Origin of the sequence: Pseudoalteromonas pernae (genome assembly GCF_039831865.1) — a bacterium.
In the GTDB taxonomy this organism is placed as follows: domain Bacteria; phylum Pseudomonadota; class Gammaproteobacteria; order Enterobacterales; family Alteromonadaceae; genus Pseudoalteromonas; species Pseudoalteromonas pernae.
In genome coordinates this window covers 134,267-151,457 of sequence record NZ_JBDODM010000007.1, presented here as the reverse complement: position 1 = coordinate 151,457, position 17,191 = coordinate 134,267, and the positions used below count along the sequence as shown (strand labels likewise).

Here is a 17,191-nt window from a genome sequence, read left to right as displayed (position 1 = left end):
TAGCGTTTGGCACGACAGAATTAAAAAAATTAACGAAATTTAAGTCGGCAAGAGTGAAAAAACAGCGATATGCTTGTTATCATGCTTCGCAGTAATCATACAAATCATAAGGAATGCGTCATGTTTCATCTTTCTCTTAAATCTTTACTCGTACCCGCAGTGCTGCTGTCTTCGACTCACGTGCTTGCAGCTTGGCAGGTAGAAAATGACCATAGCCGAGTGAACTTCGTGTCGGTAAAAAACAATTCGGTAGCTGAGAATCACCACTTTAAAAACATCGCGGGAGAGCTCAGTGATGATGGCCAATTTTCATTGGAAATCGATTTGGCCAGTGTAGAAACGCAAATTCCTATTCGCAACGAGCGTATGCAGAAGTTCTTATTCAACACCGTTGAGTTCCCAACTATGTCAGTCACTGCTGATGTAAAGGCACTATTAGATGAAGTGAAGGCTAAAGGTTGGGCGCAAGCTGAGGTTCCTGCGCAACTTGCTTTGCATGGTCAGAAAAAGACGCAAAACATTAATTTGATCGCGACCTTAGATAAAAAGAATAAAATTGTAGTGAGCTCGCTGTCGCCGGTATTGGTGAATCCAAGTGATTTTGCACTGATGGCAGGTATTGACGAGCTGCAAAAAATTGCAGGTTTGCAGTCAATCACCCGTGCTGTGCCTGTGTCTTTTGTTCTGACACTCAATGACAAATAAAAGCAAAGATCTGTTAGGCGCGCTTATCAAACAAATTGAAGAGCCTAGTGCGCCTTTAGATACGTGGGCGCCACAGCATTGTGGCGCCATCGATATTCGCATTACCAGCGATGGTGTGTGGCACCATGCTGGTAGCCCAATAAAGCGCGACAAGTTAGTGAAGTTGTTCGCCAAGGTGTTGTGCCAAGAAGACGGCCAATATTACTTGAAGACTCCAGTGGAAAAGATGGCTATCGAGGTCGAGGATGCGCCATTACTGATCGTGGATTGGCGCTTACAAAGTGAGTCACATCACGCTGCCCACGATGTGCTTGTGTGTAAAGATAATGTCGGTAGGGAGTTTATTGTTGGGGAAGCGCATCCGCTTATCGTGCGCGAAGACGTCAATGCGCAGCAGTTGCCTTATTTACTGTTGCCCCATGGGGTAGAGGCGAAGATAGCCAGAGCTGTCTTTTATGCGTGGGCCCAAGAACTTATCGAGACCACGCACGAAGGGTTTGTAATTTATTCCGGTGCGACTTCTTTTTCGCTCGGCTCCGGAGCTTGATGCGGGCCTAAGAACCATTCATCAAGCTGTTTCTGTAGTTCGTTCAAACCTGTGCCTTTGAGCGATGAAAACGCGTGCACTTTAATTTCTTCAGAAATTTCAGCAAGCTCACGGCGAATACGCAGTACTTCCGATTTACGTTTGCCCTGTTTGTATTTGTCGGCCTTTGTTAACAGCGCCAAGACAGGAATTTCACTGCCTGTTGCCCACTCGATTAATTGGCGGTCGAGGTCTTTCAACGGATGGCGAATGTCCATCAACACCACCAAGCCTTTTAAGCTTTGGCGTTTTTGCAAATATTCACCTAAAGATTTCTGCCATTTCTTTTTCATTTCGATAGGAACTTTGGCAAAACCATAACCCGGTAAGTCAATTAGGCGTTGTCCTTCGTCCAGCGCAAAAGCATTGATTAGCTGCGTACGACCTGGAGTTTTACTGGTACGCGCTAGCTTTTGCTCCGTTAAGGTATTTAACGAGCTTGATTTTCCGGCGTTAGAGCGCCCAGCGAATGCGATTTCAATCCCAGTGTCTTCCGGAAGTTTAGTTATATCCGGTGCGCTGGTAATGAATTCCGCTTTTGTGTAGTTGACACGTGATTTGGCCACATTGACTCCTGAGTGAGGGGCTCTTAACTTATCTATTGGCCATTTTATATCAGAATTGGTTGAACCTAAAGGTTCTACAATCCAACAATAAATTGATTTAAATCTGTTTCGCGTTACTTTTTTTATATAAAACCCCGCTTTTTATAAGTTTAATGTGGGTAGAAAACGTGCCAGAGAAATTTTTATCGTGTAGAATAGTGGCATTGCATCGAAACGATTGTATTGAAATACAGGGTCTGGAACAGAGAATTTACCATGAAGAAATTAGCACTATCTTTAACTTTGCTAGTTGGTGTGTTGAGTGCAAACAACGCAGCAGCATTCGATGGCGACATTAACGCTGGTAAAGACAAATCGGCTACATGTGCTGCTTGTCACGGCGCAGATGGTAACGCCCCAGTTAATATGTACCCTAAAATTGCGGGTCAGCATGCTGAGTACATTTACAAGCAATTGAAAGAATTCAAACTTGGCATGACGTCTGGCGGCAAAGAAGGTCGTATGGATCCAGTAATGAGCGGTATGGCTATGCCATTAAGCGACCAAGACATGAAAGACTTGGCTGCTTATTTCTCATCACTGAACATGTCTGAAGGTTCTACACCTGAAGAAGTGGTTGAAGTTGGTCAAATGCTTTACAAAGCAGGTGATGCTGAGCGCGGTATTCCAGCTTGTGCAGCGTGTCACGGTCCTCGTGGTAACGGTACGTCACTTGCGGGTTTCCCTAAAGTGTCTTTCCAACACCCAGAATATGTTAAAAGTCAGCTTGAAAAATTCCGCGACGGTACACGTGCAAATGACCACAACGGCATGATGCGTGACATCGCGAAGAAACTGACAGACAAAGACATCGAAGTATTGTCAAAGTACCTAGGCGGTCTTCACTAATCTAAACCATGAAAATGGATTAGTTTTAAAAAAATATCTAAGAAAGCAGCATTAGCTGCTTTTTTTATGCCTAAAAATCAGATAGGGCAATCTCCCTATCTCTTTGTGAGACATTGACCATATATAGGTGTGAGTTATTATTCAAAATTTCATTCATATTAATGCTAACTTAATGAATCTAATTGCTTTTCTTTAAGTTCAATTTGAAAAGAGTAATAAAAAAGTTATAAATCAGTTGTAACTAAATTGTGAGTGAGTAAATTAATGCTGTCGCGAAAAACAAGAACAACAGGGATTGATACAAAGGAATAGCGGCGGCTTTGTGCGCTAGGGGAGCATCAAGTGATGCAAGCCAAGGAAGAAGAACAAAGAGTTAGGAAGACCGATAAAAATAAAACACCGCACGGAAGATAATAAAAACAATACGGAAAGTGACAATAAAAATAATAAATACAGACTTAAAAAGTCGAAGGGAGAAGTGTCCAATCAATTGGCGCTCGAGTTACCAGGCGGTAGAGTTTACTCTACCGCCTTTTTATTTGTCCTGTTACAATGCGCGCCATGAAAGAAAAATCCTGCCCTTTGTGCGACTGCACAAAAATCAGTCATTATCATCAAGACAAAAATCGAGATTATTGGCAATGTAGTTCATGTGCCTTGGTCTTTGTTGCCGCAGAGCAACACTTGAATAGGGATGAGGAAAAAGCGATTTATGACCAGCATGAGAATGATCTAGCTGATCAAGGCTATCGCCGTTTTCTTTCCAGGGTATGTGAACCCCTGAATGCTCGTTTGTCAGCACAGAGTCTCGGATTGGACTTTGGCTGTGGGCCCGCGCCTATGCTCGCAACTATGTTGCGCGAGTTTGGCCATGATGTGGCTCTGTACGACTTGTACTATTATCCTGATGAGCAGGTACTAAAACATGACTATGACTTTGTATGTAGTACCGAAGTCATAGAGCACTTAGCGCAACCGCAAACAGTATTGCGATTGTGGCTGGATTTATTGCGCCCAGGTGGAACGTTAGCGTTAATGACTAAAATGGTGATCGATGTACAACGCTTCGCCACTTGGCACTACAAAAATGACCCAACTCATATTGCTTTTTACAGCAAAGAAACCTTTGCCTATATTGCTGAGCGTTTTGGGTTAGACCTTGAATTTATTGCGGCTGATGTCATCTTTTTAACAAAGCCCGCACAGTAGAGATACAACATGACCAGAAAGAGAAAGTCACGCAAAGTCATTAATAATGGCACGGCGCGCTTAAGCAAAGATAAATTGAGAGAACTTCGTGCTATCAAAGAACAGCGCACGAAGAAAAAGAAAAAGGGTGCTCAAGCGGGCAACCGTAATTCTCAGCTTTTAAAAGTTGAGACAACCGAAAACGCCTCTCGCGGTAATGCAGATAAGCGTACTGGTAGTAAAAAGCCGATCGATTTGACGCCTGCAGTGGCCAAGCCGGTCAATAAGCCAACGGTGCGTAAAGACCTGAAACCTCAGGCTGTGCTATCTACGTATAAAGAGCCGGAACTTACGCCTGAGCAAGAGCTTGAGCAGTTAGAGTCAGATGAGCGCTTCCTTGCTTTGATTGAGCGCCATGACAATGGCGAAATTCTGCAAGGTAAAGATGCGAAATACTTCAACGCTAAAGTTGATCGTCACCAGCAGCTGTGTGAAATTTTAGGTTTGGATGATGACGACTTCGAAGACGATGAAGACATGTTAGATACGTTTATGAATGACTCGTTGGCTGACGAGTGGCTGGATGACGAGGACGAAAAATGAGTGCAGTTTGGCTCATCGCGATAATTATCGGGACGTTAATAATTGCTGGTTTAGCATTTTACGCGGGTCGTTTGTTGTGGCAAGTTCGTGAGCAAAACCGCTTAGTGGAAAAAAAGCGTGAGCAATATGCGCAAAAGCGCGCTGCACGTAATGCCAAACTAAGTGACAGCATTAACCTGATAGCCAAAGCGATGAAAGAAGGTCAGTGCGAATACTCTGAAGGGTGTTTGCGCGTGTGGGTACTTATGAGTCAGTATCAGTTCGAGCAAGAAGTGACGTTAGAGTCAGAATATCCGGGCGTCTTCGCTATGTATGAAGCGGTCAAAGATTTACCGACTCATGAAGCGCGCAAGAAATACTCGAAAAAAGAGATTTTTAAACAAGACAGTGCTCGCTGGCGTAAAGAGCAGGAGCTCGAGGAGCAAATTCTTAAAGATAGCGCCAAGCTGGTACAAGAATTTGCTGCTGATCCCAGTACCAAACACGTGTTTATGTAATTAATGCAAAATAGAAAGCCACCTTCTCGGTGGCTTTTTTGTGTTACATCATTGGTGTTTATATCACTCGCGAAAAACGTTGCTGGTTAATCTGGCTTTGCATGTATTCGTCAAAACACATGCAGATAATGCGTATGAAGAGCACACCCTTTGATGTCACTCGAATATGGTTATCACTCACTTCTAGCATCCCATCGTCTACGAAACCTTGAAGTTGCTTTAACTCCCCAGCAAAGTGTTGCTTAAAGTCAAAATCATAGCGAGCGGAAAACGCATTCATGTCGAGCTCAAAGTGGCAAATGAGTTGTTTGATCACCGCTGCTCGAAGTTCATCCTCTTCACTAAGCGTGATTTCTTTGCAAGCGCTTAGCTGATTGTGCTCCAGTGCTTGGTAGTAATGTTTGAGCTCTTTTTCATTTTGGATAATGTGACGATTAATTTGCGAAATAGCCGACACTCCGAGTCCCAATAGTGGTAGGTCGCCACCTAAGGTGTAGCCTTGGAAGTTACGGTGCAGGTGTCCTTCACGTTGGGCAATAGCCAATTCATCATCCTTTTTTGCGAAGTGATCCATGCCAATGAATTGATAGTCTGCTTTAATCATGCGCTCTAGGGTTTGTTTAAACATTGTGAGCTTGGCATCAGCACTGGGTAAGTCCGCATCTTTAATTTTACGCTGTGCAGCAAAACGGCTGGGTAGATGTGCGTAGTTGAATACCGACACGCGATCTGGGCCTATATCAATAAGGCGCTCAATAGACAGCGCAAAGGATTCTGGCGTTTGCAGTGGCAAACCGTAGATCATATCCACATTGACCGACTTAAACCCTACCTCTTTGGCGCGACGCACCAGTGCTTCGACTTCATCTGCACATTGTGGGCGATTGACCGCATTTTGCACATCGTCATTAAAGTCTTGTACGCCGAATGAGATGCGGTTGAAACCTAAGGTGTAGAGCTCATCGATGCGCTCAAGTGCAAGGTCGCGAGGATCCACTTCGATACTTCGTTCAGCATCGTTATTGAGCGTAAAGTGTTGTTCAAGCAGCGCCATCAATCGCGACATTTGTTCAGTGTTAAGGAACGTAGGTGTGCCACCGCCTAGGTGCAGTTGTTGCACGTCAAACGACTGGCAATAGGCGCTTAGTATCGCCATTTCTTTTTCTAAGTAATCGAGATAAAGATCGGCTTTGTGCTGATGACGAGTCACCACCTTGTTGCAGCCGCAGTAATAGCATAGCTGATGGCAAAACGGGATATGGATATACAAGGATAGAGCGCTAGTGTCGCAATGCTTTAAAGCCTCGACGAGAGTTTGTGTGTTTGCGCCTGACTCTAATTGTAACGCGGTAGGGTAAGAGGTGTATCTGGGACCAGACACATTGTATTTGTTGATTAGCTCACTTTGCCATTGTACTTGATTGATCACGACGCATACTCACTTTATTCGGTATGCGCGCTAGTTTAGAAAAAATGACCTTTCTTTGAGTTGATCTAAAGCAAAATGTAGTTGAGTTTATTCTAATGTAGGGGTTCGACTGGCGAGCTCAACCAGAAGCGCCTCGGCGCTGGAACCAGACATTTCGTAAGGATTGAATTTGCCATTGCCAGTAAACTTCAGTGTTATCTCTTCGGTGATTTTGGTCGCTGGCACATAGCCCATACTCCATTTACTAAAGTGGCGTTGTGCCACCTCGTCGTAACTCAACAGTAATACATCCCCATGGCGCTCATCGTGGAGAATTCGTTGATAGAGCTCATTGACCTTAGCGCGAGAGCCTTCTAAGCACTGTAAGAAATATTTGTGATTAAAGCACAGCAAACCAGTAATATGACTTCTGCTATTATTGGCTCGTGAGCTATCTAATATCTGAGCGACGTCTTCAGTATTGAGAGACTCATGGACGCGAGATGCATAAATTAAGCGAATCAGATACATACAATAGGTTCCTATCTCAAGCATATGCTAGAAAGTGTAGTTCGAATGTCAGTTTTTAGGGTTAAATAATGAATAAAAAAATGGTGATTATTGGTGCAGGATGGTTAGGTGATGCGTTAGCTCAACAAGCAATTCAAGAGGGCTGGGAGGTTCAAGCGACTCATAGACATCATAGCCAGCAAGACTACGACCGCATTTTTAATCTTAATGAAGTCGGTGAGTTAACACATACCGTGTCGCTCACTGGCGCATATTGGGTCTGTGCAATGAGCCCCGGTGAGCGTCGAGGCCCTAGTAACTATTTGCAAACGCTTGAACAGGCACTAATACTGGCAAAGCACTTGGATGCGCAAGGATCTGTTTTATGCTCTAGCACCGGAGTGTATGATAATGAAAGCGGTCATTTTGATGAAACAAGTGAGTTAAGTCTGAGCAGTGAGCGCCAGCAGCGCCTTCACAAAGCGGAACAACTGGCACTGGAGGCGGGTGCAAAGGTAGTGCGTTTAGGTGGCCTAGTAGGGCCCGATAGAGAGCCAGGACGCTTTGTTAGTGGCAAAGAGTTATCTTCGCATGCTGAAGATACCGTCAACATGGTTCATCGTGGGGACGTGATCAACGCGCTGTTAGTTATTTTCGAACGCTTCGGTAACAGCGATAACATTTATAACCTAGTGCACCCATCTCACCCCAACAAGGGTGCTTATTATCGTGCGCATTGCCAAAAGTTGGGCACCACTGAGCCTTCATTCAGTGCCGTTGAGGCAACCAGGCGTTACATTGATGGCACCGCCATTGAAAAACTTGGTTTTACCTATAAACACGATATTTAAACCAGATCTTAGTTGGTCCATTGCATCTTGATGTTAACCGCGTTTTCCGAAGGTTAAATGGCCACCTAGGCGATACTTGCTGCCCGGTGACACTAGGCGCGCAAAACTGACAATGCCGCGCTCAGACCAGGTTCTGCGAATAACCTGTAAGCATGGCTCTTCGTTGTAGAGATTGAGCCATGCACACATTTGCGCGTTCGGTGTGATTGCTTCCACAGTATGGCGTGCTTCGGTAAGCGGAGCGACTTGGGTTAGGTACTCATGGGGAGTAATCTCTGTGAAGTCTTGCTGTAAGTATTCAGGCACTAGCTTTGGGTTTACAAAGCGCTCTTCAACCTGAAGTGGTGCATCATTTTCAAAATGCACCAGCACGGTGTGGTAAACCTGAGTACCGGGTTCCACGCCCAATGCAATGGCAATAGGCGCAAGCGCTTCGATTGACTCTAATACCACCGCTGCGCAGCTGTAATTACTCTTTCGCTCCTTTACCTCATCGGCAATATTGCGGATTTCCAACAGTGAAGATTGCGACTTAAAGCTGGCGACAAAACTTCCTAAGCCTTGAGTACGTGTAAGTATTCCCGCATCAGTGAGTTCACTCAGTGCTCTGCGTGCAGTCATTCTGCTAACAGCAAACTCTTGCGCTAATTGATTTTCAGAAGGTACACGGTGGTTTTCTGGCCATTGCCCACTGCGTATTTGCGTCAAAATATGTGTTTTTATTTCACTGTATTTTGCTGTGCCCACACTCACTCCCGACTCTATACTTATTCTTTGCACTGCTGTGCGGTTTGTGTAAACATTGGCACATTATTCTTGTATATACAAGCTGGGTAAGTTTAGGAGTTTTCATGGATACAATCATGGACATCGACCAAGTTATAATCGATGCGAATATCGCGACTATGGTACCAACTGGGCCAAATGATGAGTATGGGATTATTGAGCAAGGTGCTGTCCTACTCAGTGGTGACAAAATTGCGTGGATTGGTCCCATGGCGCAGATGCCAGAATTGGATTTGCTGTCTATTCCTGTTTATTCAGCGCAAGGTGCGTGGCTAACCCCTGGCCTGATTGATTGCCACACCCATATCGTATTTGGCGGTAATCGTTCGCAAGAGTTTGAACGTCGATTACAAGGGGAAAGTTATCAAAGTATTGCTCAGTCAGGCGGCGGTATAGCCACTACGGTAAGGGCGACTCGTGCAGCGGATAGAGAGACTTTATTTAGTAAAGCAAAGCAAAGACTTGATGCGTTGTTGCGCGAAGGGGTGACCACAGTTGAAACTAAATCGGGGTACGGCTTAGACCTTGAAAGTGAGTTAAAACTCTTGGAAGTGGCGGCTATTTTAGACGAACATCACCCGATCAGTATCCAAAGTACGTTTTTAGGCGCGCATGCTTTACCACCTGAATATAAAGATGATGCGGATGGTTACATCGATTTAGTGTGCGAGCAGATGCTGCCTGAAGTTGCTGCTCGTAAACTTGCTAACGCCGTAGATGTTTTCTGCGAAAATGTTGGCTTTAACCAAGCACAAACAGAGCGCGTTTTTAAACGAGCTAAAGAACTGGGTTTTAACGTGAAGTTGCATGCTGAGCAACTGTCTAATATGCACGGTACTGAACTGGCAGCGCGCTACCAAGCGTTGTCGGCTGACCATCTTGAATACCTAGATGAAGCCGGTGTGAAGGCGATGAAGGACGCGGGAATGGTGGCGGTATTGCTGCCAGGCGCATTCTACTATTTGCGCGAAACTAAGTACCCACCAATAGAATTATTGCATCAATATCAGGTGCCTATCGCTATTGCAACTGACTTTAATCCAGGTACTTCACCGCTGTGTTCGCTCTTGTTAATGATGAATATGGCGTGTACATTATTCAAACTGACTCCAGGGCAAAGTTTACTTGCTGTGACACGTCATGCGGCAACGGCTTTGGGGCTTGAAGATAGAGGCCAATTGGCTCAAGGAATGAGAGCTGATATAGCGCTGTGGGACATTGAGCATCCTTCTCAGCTTAGTTATGAATTCGGTACGGGGCCATTGAAAAAACTTTGGATTCAGGGAGTATTAAGTAAGGCTTTCTGATGATGGTCGGCTAACAACAATGTGGCTGTAATATTTGTGGCTATACTAATGGCCACAGGCACAATTTAACTACGATAATAACTATGATAACCAGTCTTCAGCTTGGTGCATTTATTTGCGGTTTATTCATGATGGCACTTGTCATCAGCGTTGTCCTGATCAGCGAACGCAAAGACGGCATCAGTGCGATGTTTTATTCTGTGTCAGGCTTGGCGTTTATGAGTGGCAATTGGCTTGTTGCCAGTGCGCTGCTTATTGCTACTTTTGCCGCCCGTTGGTGGTTGGTTTACCGTTTCAAGGCTCACAAGACCTTCTACGTCAGAGCAGGGCTTGTTGCTGCGCAGCTAGCCTTTGTGGCCCTCGCTTATGGTTTGTCGCTGCAATCGGCCTGGCTCACTCTTATCCCTCTAGTGTTACAACTCATGGCGTTTATGGATTTAGACAGTGAGCTAGACGAAGAAATTCAGGGTAGCTCGCAAACGCGTAATGAGTTTCAAGAACATAGCTTTCCGGTGATCCCTTGGTCTCATGCTGTGAGTCAGTACAATATGTGGCGCGCTGAACGCAGCACTGATGTGGCTATGTTGTTGGTGCAAATTGAGGGCTATGAACAGTTAAACCGGTTGCTAGGGCAAGAATTTGCTGAACTTATTCTCACGCAAAGCTTGGCGCGAATTAATCAATTAGGCGAACAGTCACAATCACACGTTATTAATTTGCAACGTAACAGCAAATTACAGCCACAGGTTTTTCAAGTGGCACCTCTTTGTTATGGCCTACTCGTTGATTTGGACGAAGAAGTGCATGGCCATGAGCAACTTGCACAGCAGATTGCCGACGCTATTCAAAAACCATTTAATTCTCGCCAAGGGGTGGTAGAGCTAACACCACGCATCGCATTAACTAGCGGACGGGCTTCAGAGCAACCGTTGGATGAGCTTGTCGGGCAAACCTTCAAAACGCTGGAGTTTAATCCTGAGCAACGCATCAGTTCATATGACGTTAGCCTTGAACAAAAGGCCATAGCGCATAGAGCACAGCTCAAAGAATTGACTACTGTTGATTTTGAGCAAGATTTCGAGTTGTACTTCCAACCTGTTGTTGGCTTGCCCGAAAATAAATTGCTCTATGTTGAGCTGCTATTGCGTTGGCATCACCCTGAGCGTGGTATTTTAGATGCTCGCGAATTTATAGATGACCTCCGTGAAGTAGGACGTGGATACAAACTCGCATTTTATGTGCTCGAACGGGCTGCAGAAATGGCCATGGCATTAAAAATGGATGGTTTGGCCATGCCGGTAAGTGTCAATTTGTTTGGCGAAGAAATCATTCATGATGAATTTGTTGATTTTGCCCAGCGCATGTTGATTGAGCACAGGTTACTGCCTGGTGATTTGATCATTGAGTGTCCGTTGCCTGTATTGATGTCACTGGATGATGACTCTTTAGCACTGTTACGCCGTCTGCACCAAGTCGGTGTTCACTTGTGCTTGGATGGTTTGGGGGAAACTCCATTGTTCCTTGCGAAATTACCGAAGATCACCCTGGACTACGTCAAAGTTGACCCTTCACTTACGGCGGAAGTGGATTACACCAGCGGTAATAAGTCGTTGTTAAACGGTCTCATTGATATGCATCGCCATCTCAAAGCCAAGGTGATTTGCCAAGGTATCGAAAGCCCTGCGCAATTGAGTTATATCAAGGAGTTCAGTATTCATGGTGCACAAGGTTATATCTTTACGCACCCATTGCGCTCGGATGGGCTCTTAGGATGGACGCGACAGTGGCATCATAAGTTGAAGAACCAAGAAACTCCCTACTAACTTCACAGCGATTAAACATTAAAAAAGGGCTTATCAAAGCCCTTTTTTAATGTGTGCCACCAAGGTTAGTTTTTTGCCCGTAAGAAGGCAATAACGAGGGCACTGAGTAGCTGTCCCGCTGCGTTTGCGCCGGCGCTGAAACCGTTGGGATCTTGGCTTGGTGCGGCTTCGCAAAGGTGCAAATAGGCCACATCTGAGTCTTTACTTGCGTTGTAGACGTATTGCTCGGCTTCGCAAAGCGCAAATCCTCGGTAATTAAAGGCACTAGCTGGTGCCAAAGTGATGGCATCAATATCCAACTCGACAGCCAGCGGCGCTTTGTGGGTAAAGGCGCTCTTTGCATTATTTACGCTCTGAGCTATGTTGTCTCGAGCGATAACTTTAAGGTCATGATAGCTGGTATAGCTATTGCCGTAATGAGCCATGGTCGCAAGTATGGTGCTGTTATTCTTTTGCTGATCAAGGCCAATGACATGGTAATTTTTTAAATAACCTTCGCTCGCCGCGTAATGGAATCCATTGCCGCTGTGGCGTCCCTCAAGTGCTCTAAAGTCACCATGGGGATCGAGGTTAATTGCATTGATAGCGCTACCGTAATGCGTAGCACTCGCTTTGAGTAGTGGATAGCAGTTATTGTGCCCGCCACCTATCACGATTGGCACTAAACCAGCTGCTAGCACCGCTGCCATGACAGGCTCAACACGTGCATCAACTTGCGCGCATAATCTACGTAACTGTTCGAGATCTGCGGGATTGCTATTATCCAAATCGCAGCTTTGGGCCTGCAAATCGGAGCAATCTACTTCGCCTAGTAGAAGTACGTTGTGAACAGGCGTAAAGTCGTTTACTGGGTAGTTCAAAAACTTTGAAAGGAATGCTCTGAAGCCCTCATCAGCTCCACCTTTGCCTAAGTTGGCGCGAGGGCCAATGTCTTCGGGGATGCCGAAAATAACATAGCGGATGCCGAAATCTCGAGCATCTTTCAAAGCTTGTGTGAATTCCACTTGAGTATCAAGCAGAGCAAGTGACTGAAATACACGTTGCTCCGCGTCGCGCACGGCAACAAGATTTGCAAGGTGGCTTTCATCATAAATAGTTACTGCGTAGTTCATGACAAAAACTTAATCTTCCAAAATCTCGATCTCTTCATCTTCTACGTATTCGAGCTCAAGCTCTTCTGCAGAAATAATGATCCCAGTGCTATCGGCATAGAGGTAATCATCTTCATAAAATGACACCCCTGCGAAATTAACAGGCGTGCCCTCTTCACCAGGTGCCATATCATCAGCGGCAACAGGGATAGAAGCAATTGCTTGAATACCGAGCTCAAGCTCTTCGAGCTCGTCCACATGGCGAACTGCACCATACACGACGATGCCTTCCCAGTTATTCTCAACAGCAAGTTCAGCCAGTTCAATATCGATAAGGGCGCGTCGGGTTGAGCCGCCACCGTCCACTAAAAGAACCGAGTTGGTGCCATCTTGTTGCAGTACTTCGCGGATTAACTGGCTACTTTCGAAACACTTAATGGTTCTAATTCGACCACAAAAACCGCTGCGCCCGCCAAAATTAATAAACATTGGTTCGAGCACATCAACAACATCAGCAAAATGATCACACAGTTCAGAGGTACTATATTCCATCGGACTCTCCTAGGGACTTTGTTGTAACCAGTATACCTAGGTTATGGGGCTTAGCAAGCAAGGTAAACGCAGATAAAGGGCTTTAGAAACAAATAATAATGGCTGGCAGTGTGCGGAAATATATTTGTCTAAAAAACGTCATGGAACTGTTATTTTCCCTGACTATAGTCAAATTAATATGCACACTACAGGTGAAAGGGCATGATACTTGCTCATCTGGACCGATTTGACAGGGTGTTGTTTAAGGTTCTTTTCAGAGCGCGATATAAGCGTTGGCAGCATCACACCATTAGGATGATGTCACGCACCGGTGACGGCATATTGTACGCGCTATTTGCCCTGTATTTACTCTTATACAGCACACCTGAGCAGCTGCGACTGCTGATGGTACTTGTTGTCGCTTATGTGGTCGAGCGGCCTATCTACTATTGCACCAAGAATTTATTTCAGCGCTTGCGCCCTTGTGATGTCCTCACCCCTGACGCCCATATCAAACCCAGCGACAAATTTAGCCTTCCTTCAGGCCACAGCGCCGGCGCTTGGGTGTTCGCTGTGGTGGTCGGCCATTTCTACCCAAGTGCGGTGCCTTATTTATATTTTTGGGCTTCGTTAGTTGCATGCTCTCGTGTTTTTCTTGGGGTGCATTACCCACTGGATGTGCTGCTTGGTTCGATACTCGGATACAGCTGCGCCCTTTTTGCATTACTCATTACTGGTACTTTATGAAGATTTTATACGGTGTACAAGGTACAGGAAATGGCCATACAACGCGTGCGCGTGTTATGGCCAAAGCTTTTAGGCAAGCTGGCGTCGAAGTCGATTATTTTTTCTCAGGTAGGGATCCTAAACACTATTTTGATATGCAGGATTTTGGGCAATACCAAACTCGGCAAGGGTTGACATTTGTCACTGAAAAGGGGCGAGTGCAGGGCTTCAAAACGCTCAAAAATGCCGGAGTGTGTGAGCTTATCAAAGATATTCGTGAACTCGATTTACGCTCCTATGATTTCGTCTTTAATGATTTTGAACCCATCAGTGCCTGGGCCGCAAAAAGGCAAAAAGTGCCGGTTGTGGGCATGAGCCACCAAGCCGCTTTTTTGTCAGATAATGTGCCTGTCACCGGCGATAATATGCTTACCAAAACCATGATTCGTTACTTTGCACCTGCCGACGTTTACCTCGGTGTGCATTGGCAGCCCTTTGATGAATCAATTATTCCGCCTTTCATTGAACATAGTAGTCCAGTTGATAGTGAGTATGTCGATAACAAAATACTGGTGTATTTGCCGTTTGAAGACTTGGGCGAAGTTATTGATTATTTAAAGGACTTCCCTGCGAAAGAGTTTTACTGTTATCACCCGCACGCGCAGGATAAATCCATGGCACATATTCATCTGAGAAAGCCTTCGCGTGTTGGCTTCCTCAAAGATTTAGCGAGTGCCAGTGGGGTTGTAGCGAATGCGGGATTCGAGCTTTCGAGTGAAGCATTAACTCTAGGAAAAAAGTTACTCCTCAAACCTTTGAATGGCCAATTTGAGCAACACTCCAATGCTTTGACTTTGCAAAAGATGCAGCGCGCACAGGTGATGCATTATTTGGATCAAGGTGCATTAGATGATTGGTTAAATATGGAAAAAAAGGAACGGATTAACTATCCTCATGATCCAACTGTGTTAATTTCATGGCTGCTCGCAGGGCAGTGGCAAGAAAGGCAGAGTCTCAATAAACAACTGTGGCAAGGAGTGCTTTAACATTAAAAAAGCTAATTATTTAGTGCGGTTTTTGACTTAAATTAAACAGTTATCGACAATATTTATTGCCAGGAGTCGATGTTGATAGCTAAAATTTTAGGAACGCAACCGCCGCTGTAATAAGGTAAAACGCCATGAATTTTATGAAGAAGCTCACGATTAAACGTAGGCTGGCGGTAAATGGTGCTGTAGTCGCTTTGGCGTTGCTTGTACTTTTTGCTGTCGTAATTTACGAAGCGCGAGTGATGACTCTCCTCAATTCCACCCTCGAAAATGCAGAAGAGCTAAATGTCCATGAGCTCTCATTGCGCAAATACGAAAAGAACTTCCTGTTTTACAAAAGTGAAGAAGATCTAGTCAAATTTGACCAAGAGTTCAAAGAACTGGAGTCGCGCGTAGGGGATTTACGAGCCCAGTTTATACAGCTAGGTGCTGATATCCAGCTTATTGATGACTTTTTAAAACATGCTAGAGCATATAACGCTGACTTCGAAAAGGTTGTTCAGTTGCAGCGTGTGATTGGTCTACACCCTAAAGATGCGCTGTATGGTGAGTTAAGAACAGCAGTCCATGAGGTGGAAACCTTGCTTAAAGAACAGCAAAACTTCGAGTTATTGTCGGAGATGCTGCAACTGCGTCGAGCTGAGAAAGATTTTATGCTCAGACTGGATGTGAAGTATTTGGATAAATTTGAGGAGTACTACACGAGTTTATCCACCAAAATCCAACAGTCTGGATTCGATAACGGCTACCGAACACAACTGCTGAACTTGTTAAGCCAATACCGTGAAAAATTTACTGCATTAGTGAGAGCGCAGCAAAAATTAGGAGTAAATTTAAGCTCAGGAGCTTTGGGAGAGCTTGTGCAGTCAGTTGAAACGAGTGATATGTTTGCGCAACAGGTTTTAACGACTTCTAAAGCTAAAATCGAACAGCAGATGGAAACCACTAAGCTTGTTGCTATGGTTATCCTGATCGCTGCTGCTGTATTAGTAACGGCATTATTAATAATGACGAGCCGCGCAATTATTCAGCCTATTGACCGTGCAGTATCAGCAATTGCTCGCATTCGTGAAAATAATGATTTAAGTGTGCAAATTGAAACACATGGTAAGGATGAAATTGCGCAGTTAACCAACGATATTAACTCTCTTACATCGGACTTCAGAGCACTTATCTATAACGTAAACAATGCGTTGGAAACACTGAATAGCGCTACTGAAGAGCTAGCACAGACAACCGCCGCGACAAGTGCTGGTGTGCAAGAACAGTTACAAGAAGCGGATATGGTTGCCACAGCAGCTACTGAAATGCAGGCAACGATTCATGATATTTCAGGTAATACCGAGCAAGCTGCGAGTCGGGCACAAGCAACGAATGAAAACGCCGCGCAAGGACGACAGGAAGTGGATTCTACTGTGCTGCGTATTGCGCAGTTGTCAGATTCGTTGGGTGGTGCTTCTGACGTCGTTGGCCAGTTGGAGAAGGATGCGGACACGATAGGTTCGGTCCTCGATGTAATTCGTGGTATTGCTGAACAAACGAATCTGTTGGCACTGAATGCCGCTATTGAAGCAGCCCGCGCAGGTGAACAAGGTCGCGGATTTGCGGTAGTCGCTGATGAAGTGCGCTCATTGGCACAACGAACCCAAGATTCTACGCAAGAAATTGAAAACATCATTTCTGCTTTACAACAACGTACCCAAGAAGTCGTAACCATTATGCAGCGCTGTCGTGAGCAAGGTGGTGAAAGTGCTGACCAAGCATCGCGTGCTGGTGATTTATTGAGCTCAATTACGCAGGAAATTGAAACTATTATGGAAATGAGCACGCAAATTGCGGTGGCGATTGAGCAGCAGTCTCAAGTGGCCTCTGAAGTTAACCAAAATGTGGTGCGTATTCGTGATATAGCCGAGCAAGCAAGTCAACACGCAAGCAGTAATGCACACACCAGTGAAGAAGTGGCAGAGCAAGCCCGCGTATTGCGTGAGGCAGTAGCAAAGTATCGCGTGTAAACCCCAGTTTAACCAAGATAAGACTTAGTCACTCGAGTCCTACATGAAAAAACGCCCTTTGTGG

Annotated in this window: 18 protein-coding genes; 12 read left to right on the top strand and 6 right to left on the bottom strand. The window is 45.2% G+C overall.

The genetic code is table 11. The features are described 5' to 3' along the window. Positions 1-120: 120 nt before the first annotated feature. Complete coding sequence (locus V1358_RS15770; protein ID WP_347394157.1) at positions 121-705, top strand: YceI family protein; 585 nt, start codon at positions 121-123, stop codon at positions 703-705. After that, positions 695-1,252 (top strand): DUF1285 domain-containing protein, encoded by a 558-nt coding sequence (locus V1358_RS15765; protein WP_347394156.1) that lies wholly within the window; start codon positions 695-697, stop codon positions 1,250-1,252. Before V1358_RS15770 ends, V1358_RS15765 begins: the two co-directional genes overlap by 11 nt. Here the strand turns inward: V1358_RS15765 and yihA are convergent. Continuing rightward, positions 1,210-1,857, bottom strand: coding sequence for a ribosome biogenesis GTP-binding protein YihA/YsxC (yihA, locus tag V1358_RS15760; RefSeq protein WP_347390155.1), 648 nt, complete (start codon positions 1,855-1,857; stop codon positions 1,210-1,212). The genes V1358_RS15765 and yihA overlap by 43 nt on opposite strands. 255 nt (positions 1,858-2,112) lie before the next feature. On the opposite strand from yihA, the gene V1358_RS15755 reads away from it, so the two are divergent. From V1358_RS15755 to V1358_RS15740, 4 genes are all read left to right on the top strand, one after another. Continuing rightward, complete coding sequence (locus V1358_RS15755) at positions 2,113-2,745, top strand: c-type cytochrome (protein ID WP_347390156.1); 633 nt, start codon at positions 2,113-2,115, stop codon at positions 2,743-2,745. Positions 2,746-3,306: 561 nt separating this feature from the next. After that, on the top strand, positions 3,307-3,954 hold the full coding sequence (locus V1358_RS15750; protein WP_347394155.1) for a class I SAM-dependent methyltransferase: 648 nt from the start codon (positions 3,307-3,309) through the stop codon (positions 3,952-3,954). A 9-nt stretch (positions 3,955-3,963) separates the two neighbouring features. Beyond that, positions 3,964-4,536 (top strand): Der GTPase-activating protein YihI, encoded by a 573-nt coding sequence (gene yihI / locus V1358_RS15745; RefSeq protein ID WP_347390158.1) that lies wholly within the window; start codon positions 3,964-3,966, stop codon positions 4,534-4,536. Next, positions 4,533-5,033, top strand: coding sequence for a DUF2489 domain-containing protein (locus tag V1358_RS15740; protein ID WP_347390159.1), 501 nt, complete (start codon positions 4,533-4,535; stop codon positions 5,031-5,033). The genes yihI and V1358_RS15740 overlap by 4 nt, the downstream gene beginning before the upstream one ends. A 58-nt stretch (positions 5,034-5,091) precedes the next feature. Here the strand turns inward: V1358_RS15740 and hemN are convergent, their stop codons facing one another. Together hemN and V1358_RS15730 are read right to left on the bottom strand one after the other, a co-directional pair. Beyond that, entirely contained in the window at positions 5,092-6,462 is a 1,371-nt protein-coding gene (gene hemN, locus V1358_RS15735) for an oxygen-independent coproporphyrinogen III oxidase (RefSeq protein ID WP_347394154.1), read from the bottom strand. Positions 6,463-6,549: 87 nt separating this feature from the next. Next, on the bottom strand, positions 6,550-6,972 hold the full coding sequence (locus V1358_RS15730; RefSeq protein ID WP_347390161.1) for a BLUF domain-containing protein: 423 nt from the start codon (positions 6,970-6,972) through the stop codon (positions 6,550-6,552). 68 nt (positions 6,973-7,040) lie between these two features. On the opposite strand from V1358_RS15730, the gene V1358_RS15725 reads away from it, so the two are divergent. Further along, entirely contained in the window at positions 7,041-7,802 is a 762-nt protein-coding gene (locus V1358_RS15725; protein WP_347394153.1) for a Rossmann-fold NAD(P)-binding domain-containing protein, read from the top strand. A 33-nt stretch (positions 7,803-7,835) separates the two neighbouring features. Here V1358_RS15725 and hutC read toward each other — a convergent pair whose 3' ends face one another. Next, complete coding sequence (gene hutC, locus V1358_RS15720; RefSeq protein ID WP_347390163.1) at positions 7,836-8,549, bottom strand: histidine utilization transcriptional repressor HutC; 714 nt, start codon at positions 8,547-8,549, stop codon at positions 7,836-7,838. Positions 8,550-8,653: 104 nt separating this feature from the next. On the opposite strand from hutC, the gene hutI reads away from it, so the two are divergent. After that, entirely contained in the window at positions 8,654-9,895 is a 1,242-nt protein-coding gene (gene hutI / locus V1358_RS15715) for an imidazolonepropionase (RefSeq protein WP_347394152.1), read from the top strand. 83 nt (positions 9,896-9,978) lie between these two features. Next, positions 9,979-11,718 carry an EAL domain-containing protein gene (locus tag V1358_RS15710; protein ID WP_347390165.1) on the top strand — a complete coding sequence of 580 codons (1,740 nt, stop codon included), beginning with the start codon at positions 9,979-9,981 and terminating at the stop codon, positions 11,716-11,718. Positions 11,719-11,783: 65 nt separating this feature from the next. On the opposite strand, the gene V1358_RS15705 is transcribed toward V1358_RS15710, so the two are convergent. Both V1358_RS15705 and rraA read right to left on the bottom strand, forming a co-directional pair. After that, positions 11,784-12,830: a formimidoylglutamase gene (locus V1358_RS15705; RefSeq protein ID WP_347394151.1), complete on the bottom strand. Its 1,047-nt coding sequence runs from the start codon at positions 12,828-12,830 to the stop codon at positions 11,784-11,786. 9 nt (positions 12,831-12,839) lie between these two features. Further along, entirely contained in the window at positions 12,840-13,361 is a 522-nt protein-coding gene (gene rraA / locus V1358_RS15700) for a ribonuclease E activity regulator RraA (protein ID WP_347390167.1), read from the bottom strand. A 201-nt stretch (positions 13,362-13,562) separates the two neighbouring features. Here rraA and V1358_RS15695 point away from each other — a divergent pair, with 201 nt between their 5' ends. The 3 genes from V1358_RS15695 to V1358_RS15685 all read left to right on the top strand — a co-directional run bounded on the left by V1358_RS15695 (position 13,563) and on the right by V1358_RS15685 (position 17,127). Next, positions 13,563-14,087: a phosphatase PAP2 family protein gene (locus tag V1358_RS15695; protein WP_347394150.1), complete on the top strand. Its 525-nt coding sequence runs from the start codon at positions 13,563-13,565 to the stop codon at positions 14,085-14,087. Next, the gene (locus V1358_RS15690; RefSeq protein ID WP_347390169.1) at positions 14,084-15,112 is read left to right on the top strand and encodes an MJ1255/VC2487 family glycosyltransferase; all 1,029 of its coding nucleotides are present in this window, start codon (positions 14,084-14,086) and stop codon (positions 15,110-15,112) included. The genes V1358_RS15695 and V1358_RS15690 overlap by 4 nt, the downstream gene beginning before the upstream one ends. A 134-nt stretch (positions 15,113-15,246) precedes the next feature. Continuing rightward, positions 15,247-17,127, top strand: a complete 1,881-nt coding sequence (locus tag V1358_RS15685) for a methyl-accepting chemotaxis protein (protein ID WP_347394149.1) — start codon at positions 15,247-15,249, stop codon at positions 17,125-17,127. The last annotated feature ends 64 nt before the right edge of the window (positions 17,128-17,191 follow it).